The 17183-nt window shown below is 73.6% G+C and carries 11 protein-coding genes; all 11 read left to right on the top strand.

Annotated features, from left to right (window positions below; all coding sequences use genetic code 11):
- Positions 1 to 209 precede the first annotated feature (209 nt).
- The 11 genes from eccCa (at position 210) to ACIQPR_RS46380 (ending at position 17178) form a co-directional block, all read left to right on the top strand.
- Positions 210 to 4232 carry a type VII secretion protein EccCa gene (gene eccCa / locus ACIQPR_RS46430; RefSeq protein WP_403662943.1) on the top strand — a complete coding sequence of 1341 codons (4023 nt, stop codon included), beginning with the start codon at positions 210 to 212 and terminating at the stop codon, positions 4230 to 4232.
- Entirely contained in the window at positions 4229 to 5626 is a 1398-nt protein-coding gene (gene eccD / locus ACIQPR_RS46425) for a type VII secretion integral membrane protein EccD (RefSeq protein ID WP_403662940.1), read from the top strand. The genes eccCa and eccD overlap by 4 nt, the downstream gene beginning before the upstream one ends.
- An 11-nt stretch (positions 5627 to 5637) precedes the next feature.
- Positions 5638 to 6975, top strand: coding sequence for a type VII secretion protein EccB (eccB, locus tag ACIQPR_RS46420; protein ID WP_403662937.1), 1338 nt, complete (start codon positions 5638 to 5640; stop codon positions 6973 to 6975).
- Between the two features lie 5 nt (positions 6976 to 6980).
- Complete coding sequence (locus tag ACIQPR_RS46415; RefSeq protein WP_403662934.1) at positions 6981 to 9347, top strand: hypothetical protein; 2367 nt, start codon at positions 6981 to 6983, stop codon at positions 9345 to 9347.
- Positions 9344 to 12556, top strand: a complete 3213-nt coding sequence (locus ACIQPR_RS46410; protein ID WP_403662931.1) for a right-handed parallel beta-helix repeat-containing protein — start codon at positions 9344 to 9346, stop codon at positions 12554 to 12556. Before ACIQPR_RS46415 ends, ACIQPR_RS46410 begins: the two co-directional genes overlap by 4 nt.
- A gap of 218 nt (positions 12557 to 12774) precedes the next feature.
- Positions 12775 to 13110, top strand: a complete 336-nt coding sequence (locus ACIQPR_RS46405; RefSeq protein ID WP_403662928.1) for a WXG100 family type VII secretion target — start codon at positions 12775 to 12777, stop codon at positions 13108 to 13110.
- A gap of 41 nt (positions 13111 to 13151) precedes the next feature.
- Positions 13152 to 13442 carry a WXG100 family type VII secretion target gene (locus ACIQPR_RS46400; protein ID WP_266779154.1) on the top strand — a complete coding sequence of 97 codons (291 nt, stop codon included), beginning with the start codon at positions 13152 to 13154 and terminating at the stop codon, positions 13440 to 13442.
- 1 nt (position 13443) lies between these two features.
- A complete protein-coding gene (locus tag ACIQPR_RS46395) occupies positions 13444 to 14097 on the top strand; it encodes a hypothetical protein (protein ID WP_403662925.1) in 654 nt (217 codons plus the stop codon).
- Positions 14098 to 14145: 48 nt separating this feature from the next.
- Complete coding sequence (locus tag ACIQPR_RS46390) at positions 14146 to 16335, top strand: WXG100 family type VII secretion target (RefSeq protein WP_403662922.1); 2190 nt, start codon at positions 14146 to 14148, stop codon at positions 16333 to 16335.
- A 47-nt stretch (positions 16336 to 16382) separates the two neighbouring features.
- Positions 16383 to 16814 carry a YbaB/EbfC family nucleoid-associated protein gene (locus ACIQPR_RS46385; protein ID WP_403662919.1) on the top strand — a complete coding sequence of 144 codons (432 nt, stop codon included), beginning with the start codon at positions 16383 to 16385 and terminating at the stop codon, positions 16812 to 16814.
- Positions 16807 to 17178: a WXG100 family type VII secretion target gene (locus ACIQPR_RS46380; protein ID WP_403662916.1), complete on the top strand. Its 372-nt coding sequence runs from the start codon at positions 16807 to 16809 to the stop codon at positions 17176 to 17178. The genes ACIQPR_RS46385 and ACIQPR_RS46380 overlap by 8 nt, the downstream gene beginning before the upstream one ends.
- Positions 17179 to 17183 lie beyond the last annotated feature (5 nt).

Raw genomic sequence — 17183 nt, 5'->3', positions numbered from 1 at the left:
TCGACTTGGCGTGTACTTGGCGACGCTGCCCCTCCGGTCAGGTTTCGCTGCCCGCGTGGGCGGACATCGGCCCGCACGACAGGGGCGCGAGCGGCCTTCTGCCTACTCTCCACGCGCGGATCCGGTCGAGGATCCCGTCCTCTGCCCGCGCGGATCCAGTCGGTGTATCCCGTCGCGGGAGGGCCTGAAGAAACAGAGAAGAGAGCACGTTGAGCACCGTCGTCGCCAAGCGCTCGCCGCGTGCCGAAGGCCCCTCGATGCCGGAGGGCCAGGTGGAACTCGCCGAGCCCCCGGTGCTCGGCGAACCGGCCACCGCGGACTTCGGCTCGGTGATGACGTACCTGCCGATGGGCCTGGGCGCGGGGGCCATGGTGCTGATGTACTCGGTCGGCAGCGGCGGTACGTCCATGTACATGATGACCGGGATGATGGGCGTCGCCATGATCAGCATGACGCTGACCCAGATCGGCAGGCCCGGTGCGGACCGCCGCCGCCGGATGCGCGCCGAACGCCGGGACTACCTGCGCTACCTCGCCCAGAAGCGCGTACAGGCCCGGCGGGCGGCCGACGAACAGAGGGCCGCGCTGCTCTGGGACAACCCGGAGGCGGCCGACCTGTGGGCGCTCGCGGCCGGCCCCCGCCTGTGGGAACGCAGGCCCGGACACGAGGACTTCGGCCGGGTCCGTATCGGTCTCGCGACCCGCCGCGCCGCGCTGGAGTTCCTGCCGCCGCAGACCAAACCGGTGGAGGACCTGGAGCCGCTGTGCGCGATCTCGCTCCGCCGTTTCACCAAGGCGCACCAGACCGTGCCCCTGCTGCCGGTACCGGTCTCGCTCCAGCGTTTCACCAGCGTCGAGTTCACCGGCGAGACCACGGAGGCGGTGGCGCTCGCCCGCGCGGTACTGGGGCAGTTGGCGGTCTTCCACTCCCCGGACGAGCTGCGCGTGGCGGTCCTCGGTGACGAGGCCGCGCGCCGCGACTGGGACTGGCTCAAGTGGCTGCCGCACAACGCCCACCCGACGCAGGAGGACGCGGCCGGCGCGGTGCGGCTGGCCGCCGGCGACCACGACGAACTCCTCGATCTGCTCGGACCCGACGTCCGCGACCGCCCCGACCACGACATCGCCTCCGCGCCCAGCGTCGCCGAGCCCTTCACGGTGGTCGTCGCCCAGGGCATACAACTCCCGCCCTCCTCGCGGCTGTTGGGCGCCGGAATACGCGGGGTGGTGCTGCTCGATCTGACCGGCGCGATGCCCGGCGGACCCAAGGTGCTGCGCCTCACGGTCCGCGACGGACTGGTCGGCTTCCCCAGCGGCACCGAGCACGTCAGCGGCCGGGCCGACCGGCTCGGCCCCGTCGAGGCCGAGCAACTGGCCCGCACGCTCGCCCCGATGCGCACCGGCGGTGGTGTCGACCTGGTGGACCGGCCCCTGGAGTCCGACTTCGACCTGGCCACCATGCTCGGCATCCGTGACGTACGCGCCTTCGACGTCGCGGCCAAGTGGCGTCCGAGGCTGGCCCAGGATGCCCGCCTCAAGGTGCCGATCGGCGTCACCGAGGACGGCGAGATCGTCGAACTCGACCTCAAGGAGTCGGCGCAGGGCGGAATGGGCCCGCACGGGCTGCTGATCGGCGCCACCGGCTCCGGCAAGAGCGAATTGCTGCGCACGCTCGTCACGGGCCTGGCCGCCACCCACTCCTCCGAGATCCTCAACCTGGTCTTGGTGGACTTCAAGGGCGGTGCCACCTTCCTCAACATGGACCGCCTCCCGCACACCTCCGCCGTCATCACCAACCTCGCCGACGAACTCCCCCTCGTCGACCGTATGCGGGACTCCATCAACGGCGAGATGATCCGCCGTCAGGAACTGTTGAGGGAGGCGGGCCACGCCTCGCTCTTCGAGTACGAGAAGGCCCGCGCCGCCGGAGCGAGCACCCTGGCCCCGCTGCCCTCGCTGCTGGTGATCGTCGACGAGTTCTCCGAACTCCTCGCCAGCAAACCGGAGTTCGTGGAGCTGTTCGTCTCCATCGGGCGGCTCGGGCGCAGCCTGGGCGTCCATCTGCTGCTGGCCTCGCAGCGGTTGGACGAGTCCCGTATCCACCGGGTCGAGGGCCATCTGTCCTACCGGCTCGCCCTGCGCACCTTCTCCTCGATGGAGTCGCGCAGCGTGATCGGCACCTCCAGCGCCTACGAACTGCCCTCCGCCCCCGGCAACGGCTACCTCAAGGTCGACACCACCAACCTGGTCCGGTTCAAGGCGGCCTACGTCTCCGGCCCGGCGCCCGCGGCACCCGGCCCCGAGGAGACCTCCGGGCGACAGGGCGTCGTACGCGAGGTGACCGCGTTCGGACTGGAGCGGCACGGGCCGCCCGCCGAGGCCCACGAGGCCGCGGAGGCCGCCCGGCTGGTCTCGCTCGCCGAGGAGAGCCTGCGCGACCCGGGCGCGGAGACCGGCGAAGAGCCGGACGCAGGCGAGGGCAGCCTGCTGGACGTCTTCGTCGGACGGCTGGAGGACAGCGGTCCGCCCGCCCGGCAGGTCTGGCTCGCCCCGCTGGCCGAGTCGCCCGGCCTGGACCAGCTGCTGCCCGGCATCGTGCCCGACCCGGACCGTGGCATGAGCGCCGCCGACCTCCGGGTCCAGGGGGCGCTGCGCGTCCCGTTGGGCCTGGTGGACCGCCCGTTCGAACAGCTGCGGGAACTGCTGACCGCCGATCTGTCGGGCGCCGACGGACACATCGGCCTGGTGGGCGCGCCCCAGACCGGCAAGTCCACCCTGCTGCGCACCCTGATGCTGTCGCTGGCCCTGACCCACACGCCCGGCGAAGTCCAGTTCTACTGCCTGGACTTCGGCGGCGGCGGGCTGGTCTCCACCGCCGGACTGCCCCATGTCGGCTCGGTGGCCACCCGGCTCGAACGCGACCGGGTCCTGCGCACGGTCGAGGAACTGACCCAACTCCTCGAACAGCGCGAGCAGTTGTTCGCCGCCCGCGGTCTGGAGTCCATGTCCGCCTACCGGGCGCTGCGCGCGGACGGCACGATCGCCGACCCCTTCGGCGACGTGTTCCTGGTGGTCGACGGCTGGGCCACGCTCCGTCAGGACTACGAGGACCTGGAACAGCGCATCATGGAACTCGCCGCGCGCGGACTGTCGTTCGGCCTGCACGTGGTCGCCTCCGCGGTGCGCTGGTCCGAAATACGGCCCCGGCTGCGGGACATGCTCGGCACCAAGCTCGAACTGCGGCTCGGCGACTCGATGGAGTCCGAGGTCGGCTCCCGCGCGGCGGCCGGTGTCCCGCACCGGCCCGGGCGCGGCCTGACCAGCTCCGGACACCACTTCCTGTCCGCACTGCCCCGGCTCGACAGCTCCTCGCGCACCGACGACCTCACGGCCGCCACCAAGGCCGCGGTCGCCGAGATCGACACCTTCTGGACCGGCCCCAGGGCACCCGGCGTACGCCTGCTGCCGACGCGGCTGGACGCCCGCCGGCTGCCCGACCCCGCCGACACCCGCGACCTCAGGTTCTGCCTCGGCTGGGACGAACAGCGGCTCGCCCCCGTCTGGCACGACTTCGGCACCACCCCGCACCTGCTGGTCTACGGCGACGGCGAGACCGGCAAGACCAACGCGCTGCGCCTCGCCATCCGCGCCATCACCGCCCGCTACCGCCCGGAGGAGGCCAGGATCCTGCTGGCCGACCCCGGCCGCGGACTCCTCAAGGACGTCCCCGAGGAGTACCGGGTCGGCTACGTCGTCGACAACGACGCGCTCGGCAGGCTCGCCGACAGCGCCGCCGTGTCCGTGGCCAAACGACAGCCCGGCACCGACGTCTCCCCGGAGCAGCTGGAGAAGCGGGACTGGTGGACCGGACCGCTGCTGTTCGTCCTGGTCGACGACTACGACCTCTTCTCCGGCGCGCCCGGCACCCCCTCACCGATGCTGCCCCTGGTGCCGCTCCTCGCCCAGGGCGCCCACATCGGACTGCACCTGGTCGTCGCCCGTTCCACCTCCGGCGCCATGCGGTCCGTCATGGACCCGCTGATCCGCCGTATGTGGGAGCTGGGCAACCCCGCGCTGCTGTTCTCCTACCCCAAGGAGGAGGGCAAGTTCATCGGCGAGGCCAAGCCCCGCACCCTGCCCGCGGGCCGCGCCCAGCTCGTCACCCGCCGGACCGTCCAGCTCGTCCAGACCGGCCTGGTGTCGGCGGCCCCCCACCCCACAGGAGCACGATGACCACCGTCGCACCCCTGCCCGTCCGGACCGCCGAGGTCTGCCGCCTCACCGTGGAGGCACCGGACGGCCGGGCCGACCTCGCCGTCCCGGTCACCACCCCGGTCTCCGCCCTCCTGCCGGTGCTGCTGCGCCACACCGCCGTCGGCCCCGACGCCCAGGGCACCCCCTGGACCCTGCAACGCCTCGGTGACGACCCCCTCGATCCGGAGGCGACCCCCGAGAGCGCGGGCCTGCGCGACGGCGACGTCCTGCACCTGCGCCCGGCCGACGCGGCGCTGCCCGCCCTGCACTTCGACGACGTCTCCGACGGCGTCGCCCACACCGTCGGCGCCGGACCCGGCCGCTGGCGCCCCGAACTCACCCGGAACCTCGGTCTCGCCCTGTCCTGCCTGGCCCTGGCCGCCCTCGCCGCCGCGCTGCTCGGCGCGGGTCCCGGCCCGCTCACCGCCGCCACCGCCGGCACCGTCGCGCTGGTGCTGGCCGCCGGCTGCGCGAGCGCCGCCCGTATGCACGCCGACCGGGGAGCCGTCCTGGTCGCCGGCGTCGGCGCGTTCGGGTCCGCCGCACTGGCCGGGACGACCCTGCGCGAGGGCCCGACCGGCGGGTTCGCCCCCGGCACGACAGGGGTCCTGGTGGCCGCCGGGTGCGTGGTCGCCCTGGCCGGCGCACTGCTCGCGCTGGGCGCGCTGCCCCTCGTCGTACCCGGAACCGTCCTGCTCACGGCGGTCGCCGCCGCAGCGGGGGCCGCCCTCGCCGAGACCGCCGGCCTGCACGGCGTGCAGGCCGCCTCGGTGGTCGCGGTGTGCCTGTTCGTCCTGGGACATCTCGCCCCCCGGCTCGCCCTGCGCACCGCCCGACTGCGCGTGCCCCAACTCCCGCACGACGCCGAGGAACTCCAGCTCGACATCGAGCCCGAGCCCGGCGACAGGGTGGCCGGCCGGGTCGCCGTGGCCACCGCCTGCCTCGACACCATCGGCATCTCCTCCGCGCTGGTGTGGGCGGTCGCCCTCTGGCTGCTCGCCGACCGCGAACACGGCTGGGCCGGCTGGCTCCTTCCGCTCTGCCTCAGCCTCGCCGTCCTGCTCCGCGCGCGCGGCACCAACGGCACCCTCCAGCGGGTCCCCGCCGTGCTGGCCGGCGCCTACGGCCTCGGGCTCGTACTCATCGTCCGGGTCGCGCCCACCGGCCCCGGCGGCCGGGCCGCCGTCCTCGCGCTGCTGCTGGCCGCCGCACTGCTGCTGCTCGTCGGAGCCTGGCGGCTCCCGCGCGCCCGGCTGCTGCCGGTGTGGGGGCACCTCGGCGACCTCCTGGAGACCGTCACGGCGATCGCCCTGCTGCCGCTGCTGCTCCAAGTGCTGCACGCCTACGCCTACTTCCGCGGCCTCGCGAGCTAGGAGCGGCACCCGTGCAGACACGACGCGATCATGTACAGGCCTACCAGTTCGCCATGGGGCGCCTCGCCTCCGCCCTCGTCAGCGGGGACCCGGGCCGGGGCGACAGCCCGACCCGGCGGTCCGCCCTCGGCTCGGTCTTCGGAGCGGGCCTGGTGGTGCTGCTGTGCGCCGGCTACGGGGTGTACGGCCTGATCTCGCCCGTCGCCAAGGACGACTGGCGCAAGGACGGGGCGATCGTCCTGGAGGAGGACACCGGCACCCGCTACGTCTACGCCGACGGCGAGCTGCGCCCCGTCCGCAACTACGCCTCCGCGCTGCTCATCGCGGGGGAGCGGACCGCGCCCGAGAGCGTGTCCGCCAAGTCCCTCGCCGGGGTCGCGCACGGCACCTCCGTCGGCATCCAGGGCGCGCCGGACACCGTGCCGGACGCGTCCGCGCTGGTGACCGGCCCGTGGGCGCGCTGCCTGCCGGGACAGACGGCGAGCTCTACCGGGACGACGGGCGGGCAGACCGCCAGTAACACCCCCTCCGACACCGGCCAGACCCTCGTCTTCGGCGACTCCGCCGCGGCGCTCACCGCGCTCCCCGCCGACCGGCAGGTGCTGCTCAGCGGCCCCAAGGGCACCCGGTACGTCCTGTGGCGCGGCGTCAAGTACCCGCTCCCCGGCGGCCCCTCGCTGATCGCCCTCGGCCTCGACGACGAGGCGGCCCGCCCCGCCACGGCCGACTGGCTCGCCGCGGTCCCCAGCGGTGCCGCACTCGCCGCGCCGGTACCGGCCGGCGCCGGGAAGACGGCCGGCGAGGTCGCCGGACAGAGCACCGAGGTCGGCCAGGTCTTCCGCACCAGCACGGGCGGCACCGAGCACTACTACGTCATGCGGTCCGACGGGCTCGCCCTCGTCAACGCCACCGAATACGCCCTGCTCGCCGCCCGCCCCGGCGCCCCGGCGGCGCGCCAGGTCGGACAGGCCGACATCGCGGTCGCCCCCGTCTCGGGGGACCACACCGCGACCGGCCGGGTGCCCGACCTGAGCGGAGTCCACCCGCTGGAAGGCGGCACCGTCTGCGTGACGGCACAGGCCGACGGCCGGGCCCGGATCAGTGTGGGCACCGCCGGCGCCGGAGGCATCGTCCTGCCCGCCGGCGGCGGTGTGCTGGCCGTTCCCGACACCGGGCGGACCGAGTACCTGATCACCGAGCAGGGACGCAAGTACCGGATCGCCGACACCGACGCCGAGCGGGCCCTCGGGTTCGGCGACACCAAGCGCCGGCTCGCACTGCCCGCGGACGTCCTCGCCCTCGTCCCGGACGGCCCGGTGCTCAGCCGCGCCGCCGCCGCGAAGGGCTGAACCCGATGTCCCGGCTCCGTCTTCGCTCGACACCCGTGGGCGACGCCCTGCTCATCCATCCCAAGGGCCGATACGACGACCGGGCCGCCGCGTTCGCCGCGGGCATCGTCCCGGACCCGCACCACACCCTCGTCGTGGTGGACCTGCCCGCCGACGCCCTCGCCACGGAATGGGAGGCGGTGGCCCGGCTGCTGTCGTCCACCCGGTACGGCAGCCCGCGCCTGGTCTTCGGCCGGGGCACCGGCGACGACATCCGTACCGCCTGCCGACTCCTCTCCGAACGGCTCGGACGCGAGGTGCTCGCTCCTGACGGCGACCTCGTCCCGACCCTCACCGGCGGACTGTTCGTACCGGGCGACGACGGCGCCGCGTGGCTGCGGTTCCGGCCGGGCCGTGACCCCGAGCCCGAGGCACAGCGCTACCCCAAACCCCATTGGGAGTTCACCGCGCCGGCCCGCACCGCCCCGGCCGGCACGCAGGTCGTCGCCCAGCCCGTACCGGCGGGTGTGTGGTTGCGCCACACCGACCGCGACCCACTGACAGCGCACCACGGCGCGGTCGAGGCCGTCCCCACCGATCCGAACCACCTCCTGCTCGTCCTCGGCAGCCCAGGCACCCCACCGCTGCCCGTCGACGACGTGGCCCACTTCTGGAACACCGTGCTCCCCGGCGCGCGCCCCGCGGTGCGCTTCGTCCTCCACGGCACCCTCGACACCCCCGCAGACCATCCAGCGGCCCAGACCCTCGCCGACACCCTGAACCACCCGGTCACGCTCTACGACGGCCTGCCCTACGCCGAGCCGGACCGCCGACCGGTCCCGGCCGAGACCACCTACCTGCCCTCAGGGCCCGCCGTATCGGGTACCGCCGGGGCAGACCCGGCGCCGCCGCACGGCGCCGTCCCGGACGCTCCGACCACGCCGGTCGCCTCCGGCGCGTCCACCGCGCCACCGCCCCCGCCGCCCATCCGCACGGAGTCCGGCGTCGGGACACCGGCGCCCGAAGGCGCGACGTCCGGCACGGCGTCGCGGAGCCCCTCGGCACCGGACACCGCCGCCCCCGCGCCTGTGGTGCGGGGTACCGACGCGACGGATCTCCCCGAGGCCCCGACCACGTTAGACGGCACAGGCGCCACGGACCTCTCGGAGGCGCCCACCGTCCGCAACGACGACACCCACCCGCTCCCCGCCCCGGAGCCCGCCACCAGCGGCGCGGCAGACCTCGAAGAAGCCCCCACGATCCGCAACAGCCGCCGCGCCACGCCGAACGAGTCCCCGGCCCCGACACCGCGAGCGGCCTCACCGACCGGACCGACGCCCGCTCCCGCATCGGACTCCGCAGCGATCCCGGAGCCCGACTCCGCGACCGAACCCGACCCTGCTCCCGCCCCCGTGCGGCGGCTGGCTCCCCCTGTCGCTCCCCGGTTCCGGCTGGAGTCCGGTGCGCCCGAGCCGGAGATCCCGGACCTCGGCGACATGGGCACTCCCGCGGAGCCGGACGCCCCTGCCGCAGGCTCGGACATCGGCAGCCCTTCCGCCGCCGGTGGACCGGGCGTCCGGGTGCAGCCCGTGCCACGGGGCGCGGCCTGCGCGGTGCCGCCGGAGCGGGGGATCGCTCAGGAACGGGAGTGGATGCGCCGGACGTTCAGCGAGCAGTACAACGCCCTGGCCGGTTCGGTCTCGCGGGTGATGTCGGAGTCACCGGGTCTGCGCGGCCGGTCCCGTACCGAGGTGGCGGACGCGCTGACCGAACTGGTCGCCGTACGCCTGTACTTGTCCGGTGGCAGCCGCCAGGCCGACGCGGCCGTGCGCGAGGCCACGGCGGGACCGCACGTGCCGCTGGCGCGCTGTGTGACGGCGGGGCTGCGGCGGCTGCCGTCGTACCGGGGCCCGGCCCTGCTGCGGACCCGGCTCGGAGAGGCCGAGCGCGACTGGTACCGCGAGGGCCGGCTCGCCACCGAGTGGGCGTTCTGCCACGCCCGTACGACGCTGCACCCGGGTCCGACCGGCAGCGGCGCCACCGACGTGCTGATCTGGTCGATGACCGCCCGGCGGACCAGTTCGCTGGACCCGTCCGTCCCCGACCGGGTGCTGTTCCTGCCGGGCACCGCCTTCAAGGTGCTGCGCGCGGAGGGCTCCGCCGTGCTGATGCGCGAGGTGTCGCCGTCGGAGACCGCCCAGGAAGGCCGGGACGGACCACCGGGCGGACAGGGCGATGTGCCCACCAAGCTCGACGACATCGCGGTCAAGGGGCTGGAGAAGATCCTCGACGCACTGGAGCGGACCGGCACCGATGCCGCCGCCGCGAGCGCCGACCCGCCCGGACTGATCGTCGCCCGCGGTTCGGTCCGCGGAGAAGGAGCCAAGCCGTGAGCAGACAGGTCCTGTCCGTCTCCCCGGACCGTCCGGGGGCCCACCTTACGATCGCCCAGGCGCTGGCCGAGGCCGCCGACGGCGCGCTGATCACGATCGACCCGGGCCGGTACGAGGAGTCGCTGACCGTCGTCCGGCCCGTGACCCTGGCGGCACAGGGCGGTGCCGGGACGGTCCAGGTGCACGCGTCGGCCGGGAGCGCGGTCGTGGTGGACGCCGAGGCGGTCCAGCTGTCCGGGCTCGTCCTGTCGGGTGCCGACCGGGACGCCCCGGTCCTCGACCTGCGGCGCGGGCAGTCGGCGCTGGACGGTTGCCGGATCGAGGGCCAGGCGTGGACGGCGGTACTGGTCTGGCACGAGGGCACACTGGCCGCCCGCGGCTGCCGGGTCACCAACCCGCACGGCGCGGGGGTCGTGGTCACCTCGCGCGGCGCCAGCGTGCTGGCCGACACCGAGGTCACCGAGGCCGGATCCTCGGCGGTCGTGGTCGCCGAGCACGGCCGTCTCGACGTACGGGACTGCCGTCTCGACCGCCCCCGGGGCAACGGAGTCTGCGTCAACGGCAACGCCTCGGCCACCGTCGAGGCCACCCGGATCACCGGCAGCGGCAAACCCGCCGTCGCCGTGGAGCAGGAGGCGCGCGCCGCCCTGCTCCGGGTCACGGTGACGGGCAGTACCGCACTGGACGCGTACCTGACCAGCAGGGGCGAGACCAGCCTCACCGACTGCGCCTTCTCCGGTTCGGGCGGGCAGTCCGTGCACATCGCCGACGGCGCCACGCCGCACCTGCGCGGCTGCGCGGTCACCGGCGCGGCCCGCAGCGGCATCCAGGTCACCGGCGGTGCACGGCCCCGTTTGGAGGACTGCGCGGTCACCGACACCCCGGTCGGGCTCCACGTCACCGGCGCGGCAACCACGGTCACGGCCACGGGGCTGGTCGTCAAGGGCGCCACGAGCGTCGCCGTGCGGGTCGCCGACTCCGGTACGGCCGAGCTGGAGCGGCTCTCCGTCACCGGCACCGAGGGCGCCGGGGTCCAGGTCCAGGGCGGCGCCCGGGTGACCCTGCGCGAGGCCGGGATCGCGGTGGGCGGCGGTCGGCGGACGGCGGGGCTCGAGCTGGCCGGGTCGGCGAGCGGCTTCGTGGCCGGCTCCGTGCTGCGCGAGTGCGGTGCGGTCGTCGGTGAGGACGCGGAACTGACCGCTCACGACACCGAGTTCACCGGTTCGCCGGGCGACGCGGTGCGAGTCCTCGCCGGTGCTTCGTTCACCGCCGTCGGGTGCCGGATGACCGGCGCGCGGGGCCAGGGCGTCAACAGTCACGCCGACGCCCGCACGGATCTCGGCAACTGCGTGATCCAGGACAACGCCGGTGACCGTCCGGCGGACGAGGCCCCGAGGAAGGACGGGAGGGGGAACGGGGGCGGGGCGCCGGCCGGGGAAGAGACCGAGGCCGTAGCGGCGACTGGTGCTGGTGCCGCTCCCGGCAGCGGGACCGGGACCGGGCCGTTGGTCGAACTCGACGCGCTGGTCGGTCTGGAGAGCGTCAAGCTGGAGGTCACCGGGCTGATCAACCTGAACAAGATGACCAAGCGGCGCACCGAGATGGGCCTGCCGATGCCGCCGATGAGCCGCCACCTCGTGTTCGCGGGACCACCGGGCACCGGCAAGACGACCGTGGCCCGGCTGTACGGCGCGGTCCTCGCCGAACTCGGCATCCTCGGCCAGGGGCACATCGTCGAGGTCGCGCGCGCCGATCTGGTCGCCCAGATCATCGGCGGGACCGCGATCAAGACCACGGAGGTCTTCAACCGGGCGCTGGGTGGTGTGCTCTTCATCGACGAGGCGTACACCCTGACCAACCAGTCACGGGGCACGGGGCCGGACTTCGGCCAGGAGGCCGTCGAGACGCTGATGAAGCTGATGGAGGACCATCGCGACGAGATCGTCGTCATCGCGGCCGGCTACTCCGAGCACATGGACCGGTTCCTCGCCTCCAACCCCGGCATGGCGTCCCGGTTCGCCCGTACGGTCGAGTTCCCCAACTACTCGCCCGAGGAACTGGTCACCATCGTGCGGGGGTTGTGCGCGAAGCACTACTACGAACTGTCCGACGACGCCCTGGACGCGCTGTCCCGCTACTTCGAGACCGTCCCCAAGGGCCCCACGTTCGGCAACGGCCGGGTCGCCCGCCAGGTCTTCGAGTCGATGATCGGCGCCCAGGCGTCCCGTCTGGCGGTCCAGCAACCGAGCCACGACAGCGAACTGAGCCTGCTGATTGCCGCCGATGTCTCCCCGGCACCCCGGCCGACGTCCTCCAGCCCCTCCGCCGAACCGACGAACACCCCCGCACCGCCCACCCCCGCACCGCCCACCGCGACACCGGAACCGGCACGGTCTCCTGCTCCTGCTCCCGCTCTTGCTCCGGCGACCGGGAGCGACAGCCTCGGCGGCGCCCTGGGATCCGTTCCCGTCCCCGCCCGTCACCTCGCGGCCCTCGTCGGTCTCGCCCCCGTCACGGAGGCGCTGGCCGCGCGACTGGACACCCTGGTCAGCCTCGGTCAGGGCACCGCGGGTCTCGCCGATGTCGTCCTGGAGGGCGCCCGCGGCAGCGGGCGCCGGGCCGTGGCCACCGCGTACGGAAGGGCTCTGGGGGAACTCGGCATCCTTCCGTCCGGCGCGCTCACCCGGATCCCGCTCTCCGGGGTCCCGGCCCGCTGGGCGGCACAGCCAGGCATGTTCCTGGCCGACGTGTTCCGCCGCGCGGCCGGTGGTCTGCTGCTGCTGGAGGCCGACCCGGCTTTCGTGTCCCGCCCCAGTGGCGAACGCGACGCGGTCGTCGACGCGTTGGCCGCGCGGACGGCGGCGCGAGACCCGTACGACGCCGTCCTCGTGCTCTCGGGCAGCGCCCCGCGCCTGAGTGAACTGCTGCGCGCCCGCACCGACTTGGCCGGGGCGTTCGCCGAGTACCTGCGGCTGCCCGACTGGACGGGCGCCCATCTCGCCGAGCTGACCCGGCGGCGGCTGACGGCCCTGGGCTTCGAGGTGCCTGACGACGTCCTCACGGCTCTCGCCGCACAGGACCCGGCCGACGGCGCGTACGGCGCGCACCGGCTGGCGGACCGGATCGCCGTGCGTGCGGGTGCCCCGGTACTGGTCCTCGGCGACCTCGTCGGTGAACTGCCTCTGGTGAGCGCTTCGACGGTGGGGTGAGGCGTCGTAGGGACAGGACGTCCCGTGCCCGCCCGACCAGCGGTCGGTGACCCGGTGACCTCGACGGCGGGCGCCCTGGGCCGGGTCCGCGCGGGTCGTAGGGACAGAGAATCACGGCCGGTGGGGCAGGGAGTCCGGTTTCCGGGCCCTCGCGGGCGCCGCCTCGGACCACCATCACGGACGAGGACCGCGACGAGACCGCTCACGAGAGGAACAGCATGGCCGGCAACACGAACACATCGGTGGACACCTCGGGCATGAGGATCGCCCAGGGCAGCTTCCAGACCGCCCTGGACGAGGTCAACGCCACGTACACGCAGATGCAGAGCCAGATCGACACGCTGCGCAGCAGTTGGACCGGTGACGCCGCCAGCACCTTCCAGGGCGCCATGGACACCTGGCTCACGGACTTCGGAACCGTCAAGCAGCAGCTGGAACTGATGCTCCAGAAGCTCCAGGCCAACACCGGCAGTTACGACACCACGCACCAGGCCACTTCGGACACGGCCACCCAGCTCCACAAGAGCATGACGACCCCGCTGCCCGGTTTCTGACCCGCCAGGACCCCGACCACCCCGCACACGAGGAGCGACCCATGCCCACCTACACCGTCAACATGAACCAGATCGAGTACGTGGTCGGTGAGATGACCGCGATCAGCGGGAAGATCCAGGCCGCGCTGACCGACCTGGACGACAGCGCCAAGGTGCACCTGAGCGAGTGGACCAGCGACGCCCGCGCCACCTACGACGTGGCCAAGGCCAAGTGGGACGCCGCCGCCGCGGACATGGTCACCCAGTCGCAGAACGCGACCAACTCCCTGGGCCACATCAACGAGTCGTACTACGCGGGTGAGCGGCACGGCGTGAGCCTCTGGGAGCAGTGACATGGCGAACGAGACCGCCGACAGCGACCACAGCAGTGACCCGAACGTCAACAACAACGACTACGGGGGCGGCGACAACAGCGGTGGTTCGAGCGGGGACCCCCACTACCACGGCGGCACGGACGTCCTGCACGTCCCGGGGATCCTCAGCGACCTGCACCCCTTCGTGCCCCCGCCGGTACCCGGCGGCGACGGCCACAACGGAACCTCGATCAGCACGCCGTCGCTGGACCTGTTCGCCTCCAACATCGACCTGCTGATCCAGCCGGTGCGGGACGTGGCCACCGGACTGAGCGACGTCGCGGTCGCGCCGGGCGCCTTCTACCACGCCAACGTCATGCGCTCGACGGTCAACGGCCCGAACGCCGACGGCGGTCTGAAGAAGAGTTACGGCGCCGCCCTCTCGGCCCTGGTCAGCGGCCTGACGGACCTGCGGGACGGGGTGCGGACGCTGAGCCGGAACTACGCCACCACCGAGGACGCCAACCACATGACGTCCCAGGACCTGGCGGACGCCCTCACGACCACCACCGCCGACTTCAACACGATGATGACGTCGAACGGCGGCACCGGCATGACGTCCAACACCGGTACCGGCAACACGGGTTCGGGAAACACGAACAACAACACCGGTTCGAACACCACGACCGCCTAGGCGCGGGCTCGGCGGACAGCGGAGCGGCGGCTCCACAGGAGGGCGAAAGTGCCGGACTACAACAGCGGCGGCTTCCACCAGGGCGACGACGGGACGATCTTCGGCAATCCCGACAGCTCGTCCAACGGAAGCGTCACGGACTACGACAACTGGGACTGGAAGCAGATCAAGGCGGCCGTCTACGGCATGTCCTCAGGCGTCGGGTCCGACGCGAACGTGGCCCACGCCCGGGCCATCGCCAACCCGCAGTCGCTGCTCGACGCCGCCAACGCCTTCTTCCACGTCCAGCGGGTCCTGGAGGGCGTCACGAAGAGCCTGGTCGACCAGGCCAAGGCGCTCGCCGGCGACAACGGACCATGGGGTGGCAGCGCGGCCGACTCCTTCCTCGACATGATGACGAACTTCTCCCGGCAGGTGAAGGCCAACGCCACGGTCCTGTCCGGGGGTTCGACCGGTGACCACTCCATCCCGCACCAGCTCGCCAACAACGCCATCGCCTTCCAGAGCGCGCAGAACAAGCTCGCGGAGATCGACGTCTGGTACGCCCACCAGGCTGTCCTGGACGGCGTCACCCCGATGTCCGACGGGCTGATCCCGATCAGCCAGCGACCCAAGCTCGTGGCGATGATGACCGAGGACATGCGCGCCGTGCTGAAAAGCCTGGCGCACTCCTACCAGGTCACGTCCGACGCGATCGTGAATCCGACTCCGGTGACCTCGCCCACGGACAACCCGGACGGGTCGGGGAACGACACCGGCCTTCCCGACCCGAACGCCGGGGTCGACGACCCGGACCTCAACGGGTCGGACAGCGGGATCGGCGACGGCCTCGGCGACACCGGCAGCCTGTCGGACCTGTCCGGCTTTCCCGACACCGGCCTGGACACCGGGACCGGCACGGGAGACGGCATCGGCGACGTCGGGGATCTCGCCGGCCTCGACACGTCCGGCGATCCGACCCCCTACCCCGGCGACACCGGTCTCGACACGTCCGGCCTCGACGGCACGGGACTCGGCGACCTCGGCCTCGACGGCCTCGGCACCCTGGACCCGGCGGCCCTCGACGGTGCCCTCAACCCCCTTTCCTTCCCCGCCCTCGGCAGCCTGGCCGGCCTCGGCGGCAGCGGTCTGGGGACCGAAGGGGAGAGTTCCCTCGGCGGTCTGTCGACGGCCGACCCGGCCGCCTTCGGCGACACCGGGCTCGGCGACGGCATCGGCGACGGCCTCACCGGCGCTCTGGGCAGCGGCCTCGACGACGGCCTGTCCGCCGGCTCGCTCACGCCCGCACAGCTCGCGACGTCCTCCGGGATGCCGTACATGCCGGGGATGGGCGGAACCGGGTCCGGCGGCGCCGGCCAGACGGCCGAGCCGACCGACGCCTCCGGGCTGCTCGACGCCAGTGCCGACCCCTGGGACGGCGAGGAGATCCCCGGCGGCGACGAGGTCGGCTCGGAACTCGGCGCGGCGGCCGGGGGCGAGGGCCTGGGCACGGCGGGGCTGCCGTATCTGCCGGGCATGGGTGGTACGGGCGCCCCCGGCGCGGGCCGGGACGGCACGAACGAACGGACCGACGCCTCCGGGCTGCTGGACCCGAGCACCGAGCCCTGGGCGGGCGACGAGGAGAGCGGTGACGACGAGGCCGGTTCCCTTACGGGAGTCCTGCCCGGCGCGCCCTACCTGCCCGGATTCGGCGCGACCGGGCCCGCCGCGGGCACCGCGCCGGGCCGCGCGAACGCCCGGTCCGGCGAAGGCGCGGGGGAGCGGACGCCGGAGGAAGAGGCATCGGCCGACGCCCAGGCACCGGTCGCGGTCGGGTCCGACGGGCTGCCGTTGCCCGCCGTCGCTCCGGCCGCCGTTGCCCCGCAGCCGCCGGTCGACGACGGCGAGGAGGACTTCTCGGCGTGGGAGGCCGGCGCGGGCGCGTTCGTACCTCTGCTGTGGGCAGTGGGCGCGGAACGTGAGCGGGAGCCGGAGAGCGCGGTGGCCGAGCCGGGTGTCTCCGGCGAGCCGCGCGGTACCTGGCGGCCCGATCGCACCGGCGGCGGGGCGTCGGCCGGCCCGGATGCCCGAGCGGTCGTGCCGGTGGGCTGCGGCGACGGCGGCCCCGAGCCCGAGGAACCCGAGCTGCCCGAGGAGGAACCGGAGGAGGAACCCGCCGCCCGGGGTGCCGCGGACCTGCTGGTCCAGTCGGAGAGCACCTGGGGCACCGTACCCGGCGACTCCGCCGCCTCCCTCTGACCGGCCCGCGCACCCGCCGAACACCGCCTGAAAGGAGACGAGTTCACATGCCCGGTCCGTACGACCAGCAGATCGAGGACCTGCTGGAGCAGTACCGCCGCCAGCGCGAGGAGGCCGCCGAGACCCGGCGGCGGATCAACGGGACGACGTCGACCGTGACCGCCCCCCGGCAGACGGTGAAGATCACCGTCGGCGCCCAGGGCGAGGTCACCGCCATCGAGTTCCCCACCGGTGCCTACCGCCGCATGGCACCCAAGGAGCTGGCCGACGTCCTGCTCACCACGCTCCGTCAGGCCAGGACCGAGGCGCTGGAGGGCGTCGCCGGGGTGCTCGCCGACCGGCTGCCGCCCGGGGTCACCGTGCCCGACCTGCTCCAGGGGCGGGTCGACCCGGCCGCCGTCCTGCCCGAGGACCCGGCCATGCCCGACTCCGTACGCGACTACGTGGACCACGGCTTCCAGGGAGACTCCCATGAGTGAAGGCACCTTCTCCGTCGACACCGAACGCCTCGGCCGGGCCGCCCCGCAGGTACAGGAGCTGGCCGGGCGGATGAAGTCCATCGCCGACAAGCTGGACGGCCGCCTGGAGGCCCTCGGCGCGTGCTGGGGCGACGACGAGAGCGGACGGCAGTTCCTGGAGCAGTACGCCGAGCCCAAGCGGCAGCTCAGCGAGGGCATCACCGGCGTGGCCGGCGTGCTCGACAGCACCGTCGACGGCATTCGGACCATGTCCGAGGGGTTCGCGCGGACCGAGCTGCGGAACGTGGAGGATCTGCGCGCGATCACGCCGTCCGCCGACTCCGTGGCGGTGGGCGACTCGTCGCCGCACCGCACCCGGCGGTGATTCCC

Origin of the sequence: Streptomyces sp. NPDC091280 (genome assembly GCF_044768565.1) — a bacterium.
GTDB lineage: Bacteria > Actinomycetota > Actinomycetes > Streptomycetales > Streptomycetaceae > Streptomyces.
The sequence above is the reverse complement of the archived record's forward strand: the minus strand, read 5'-3'. Positions and strand labels throughout refer to the sequence as shown.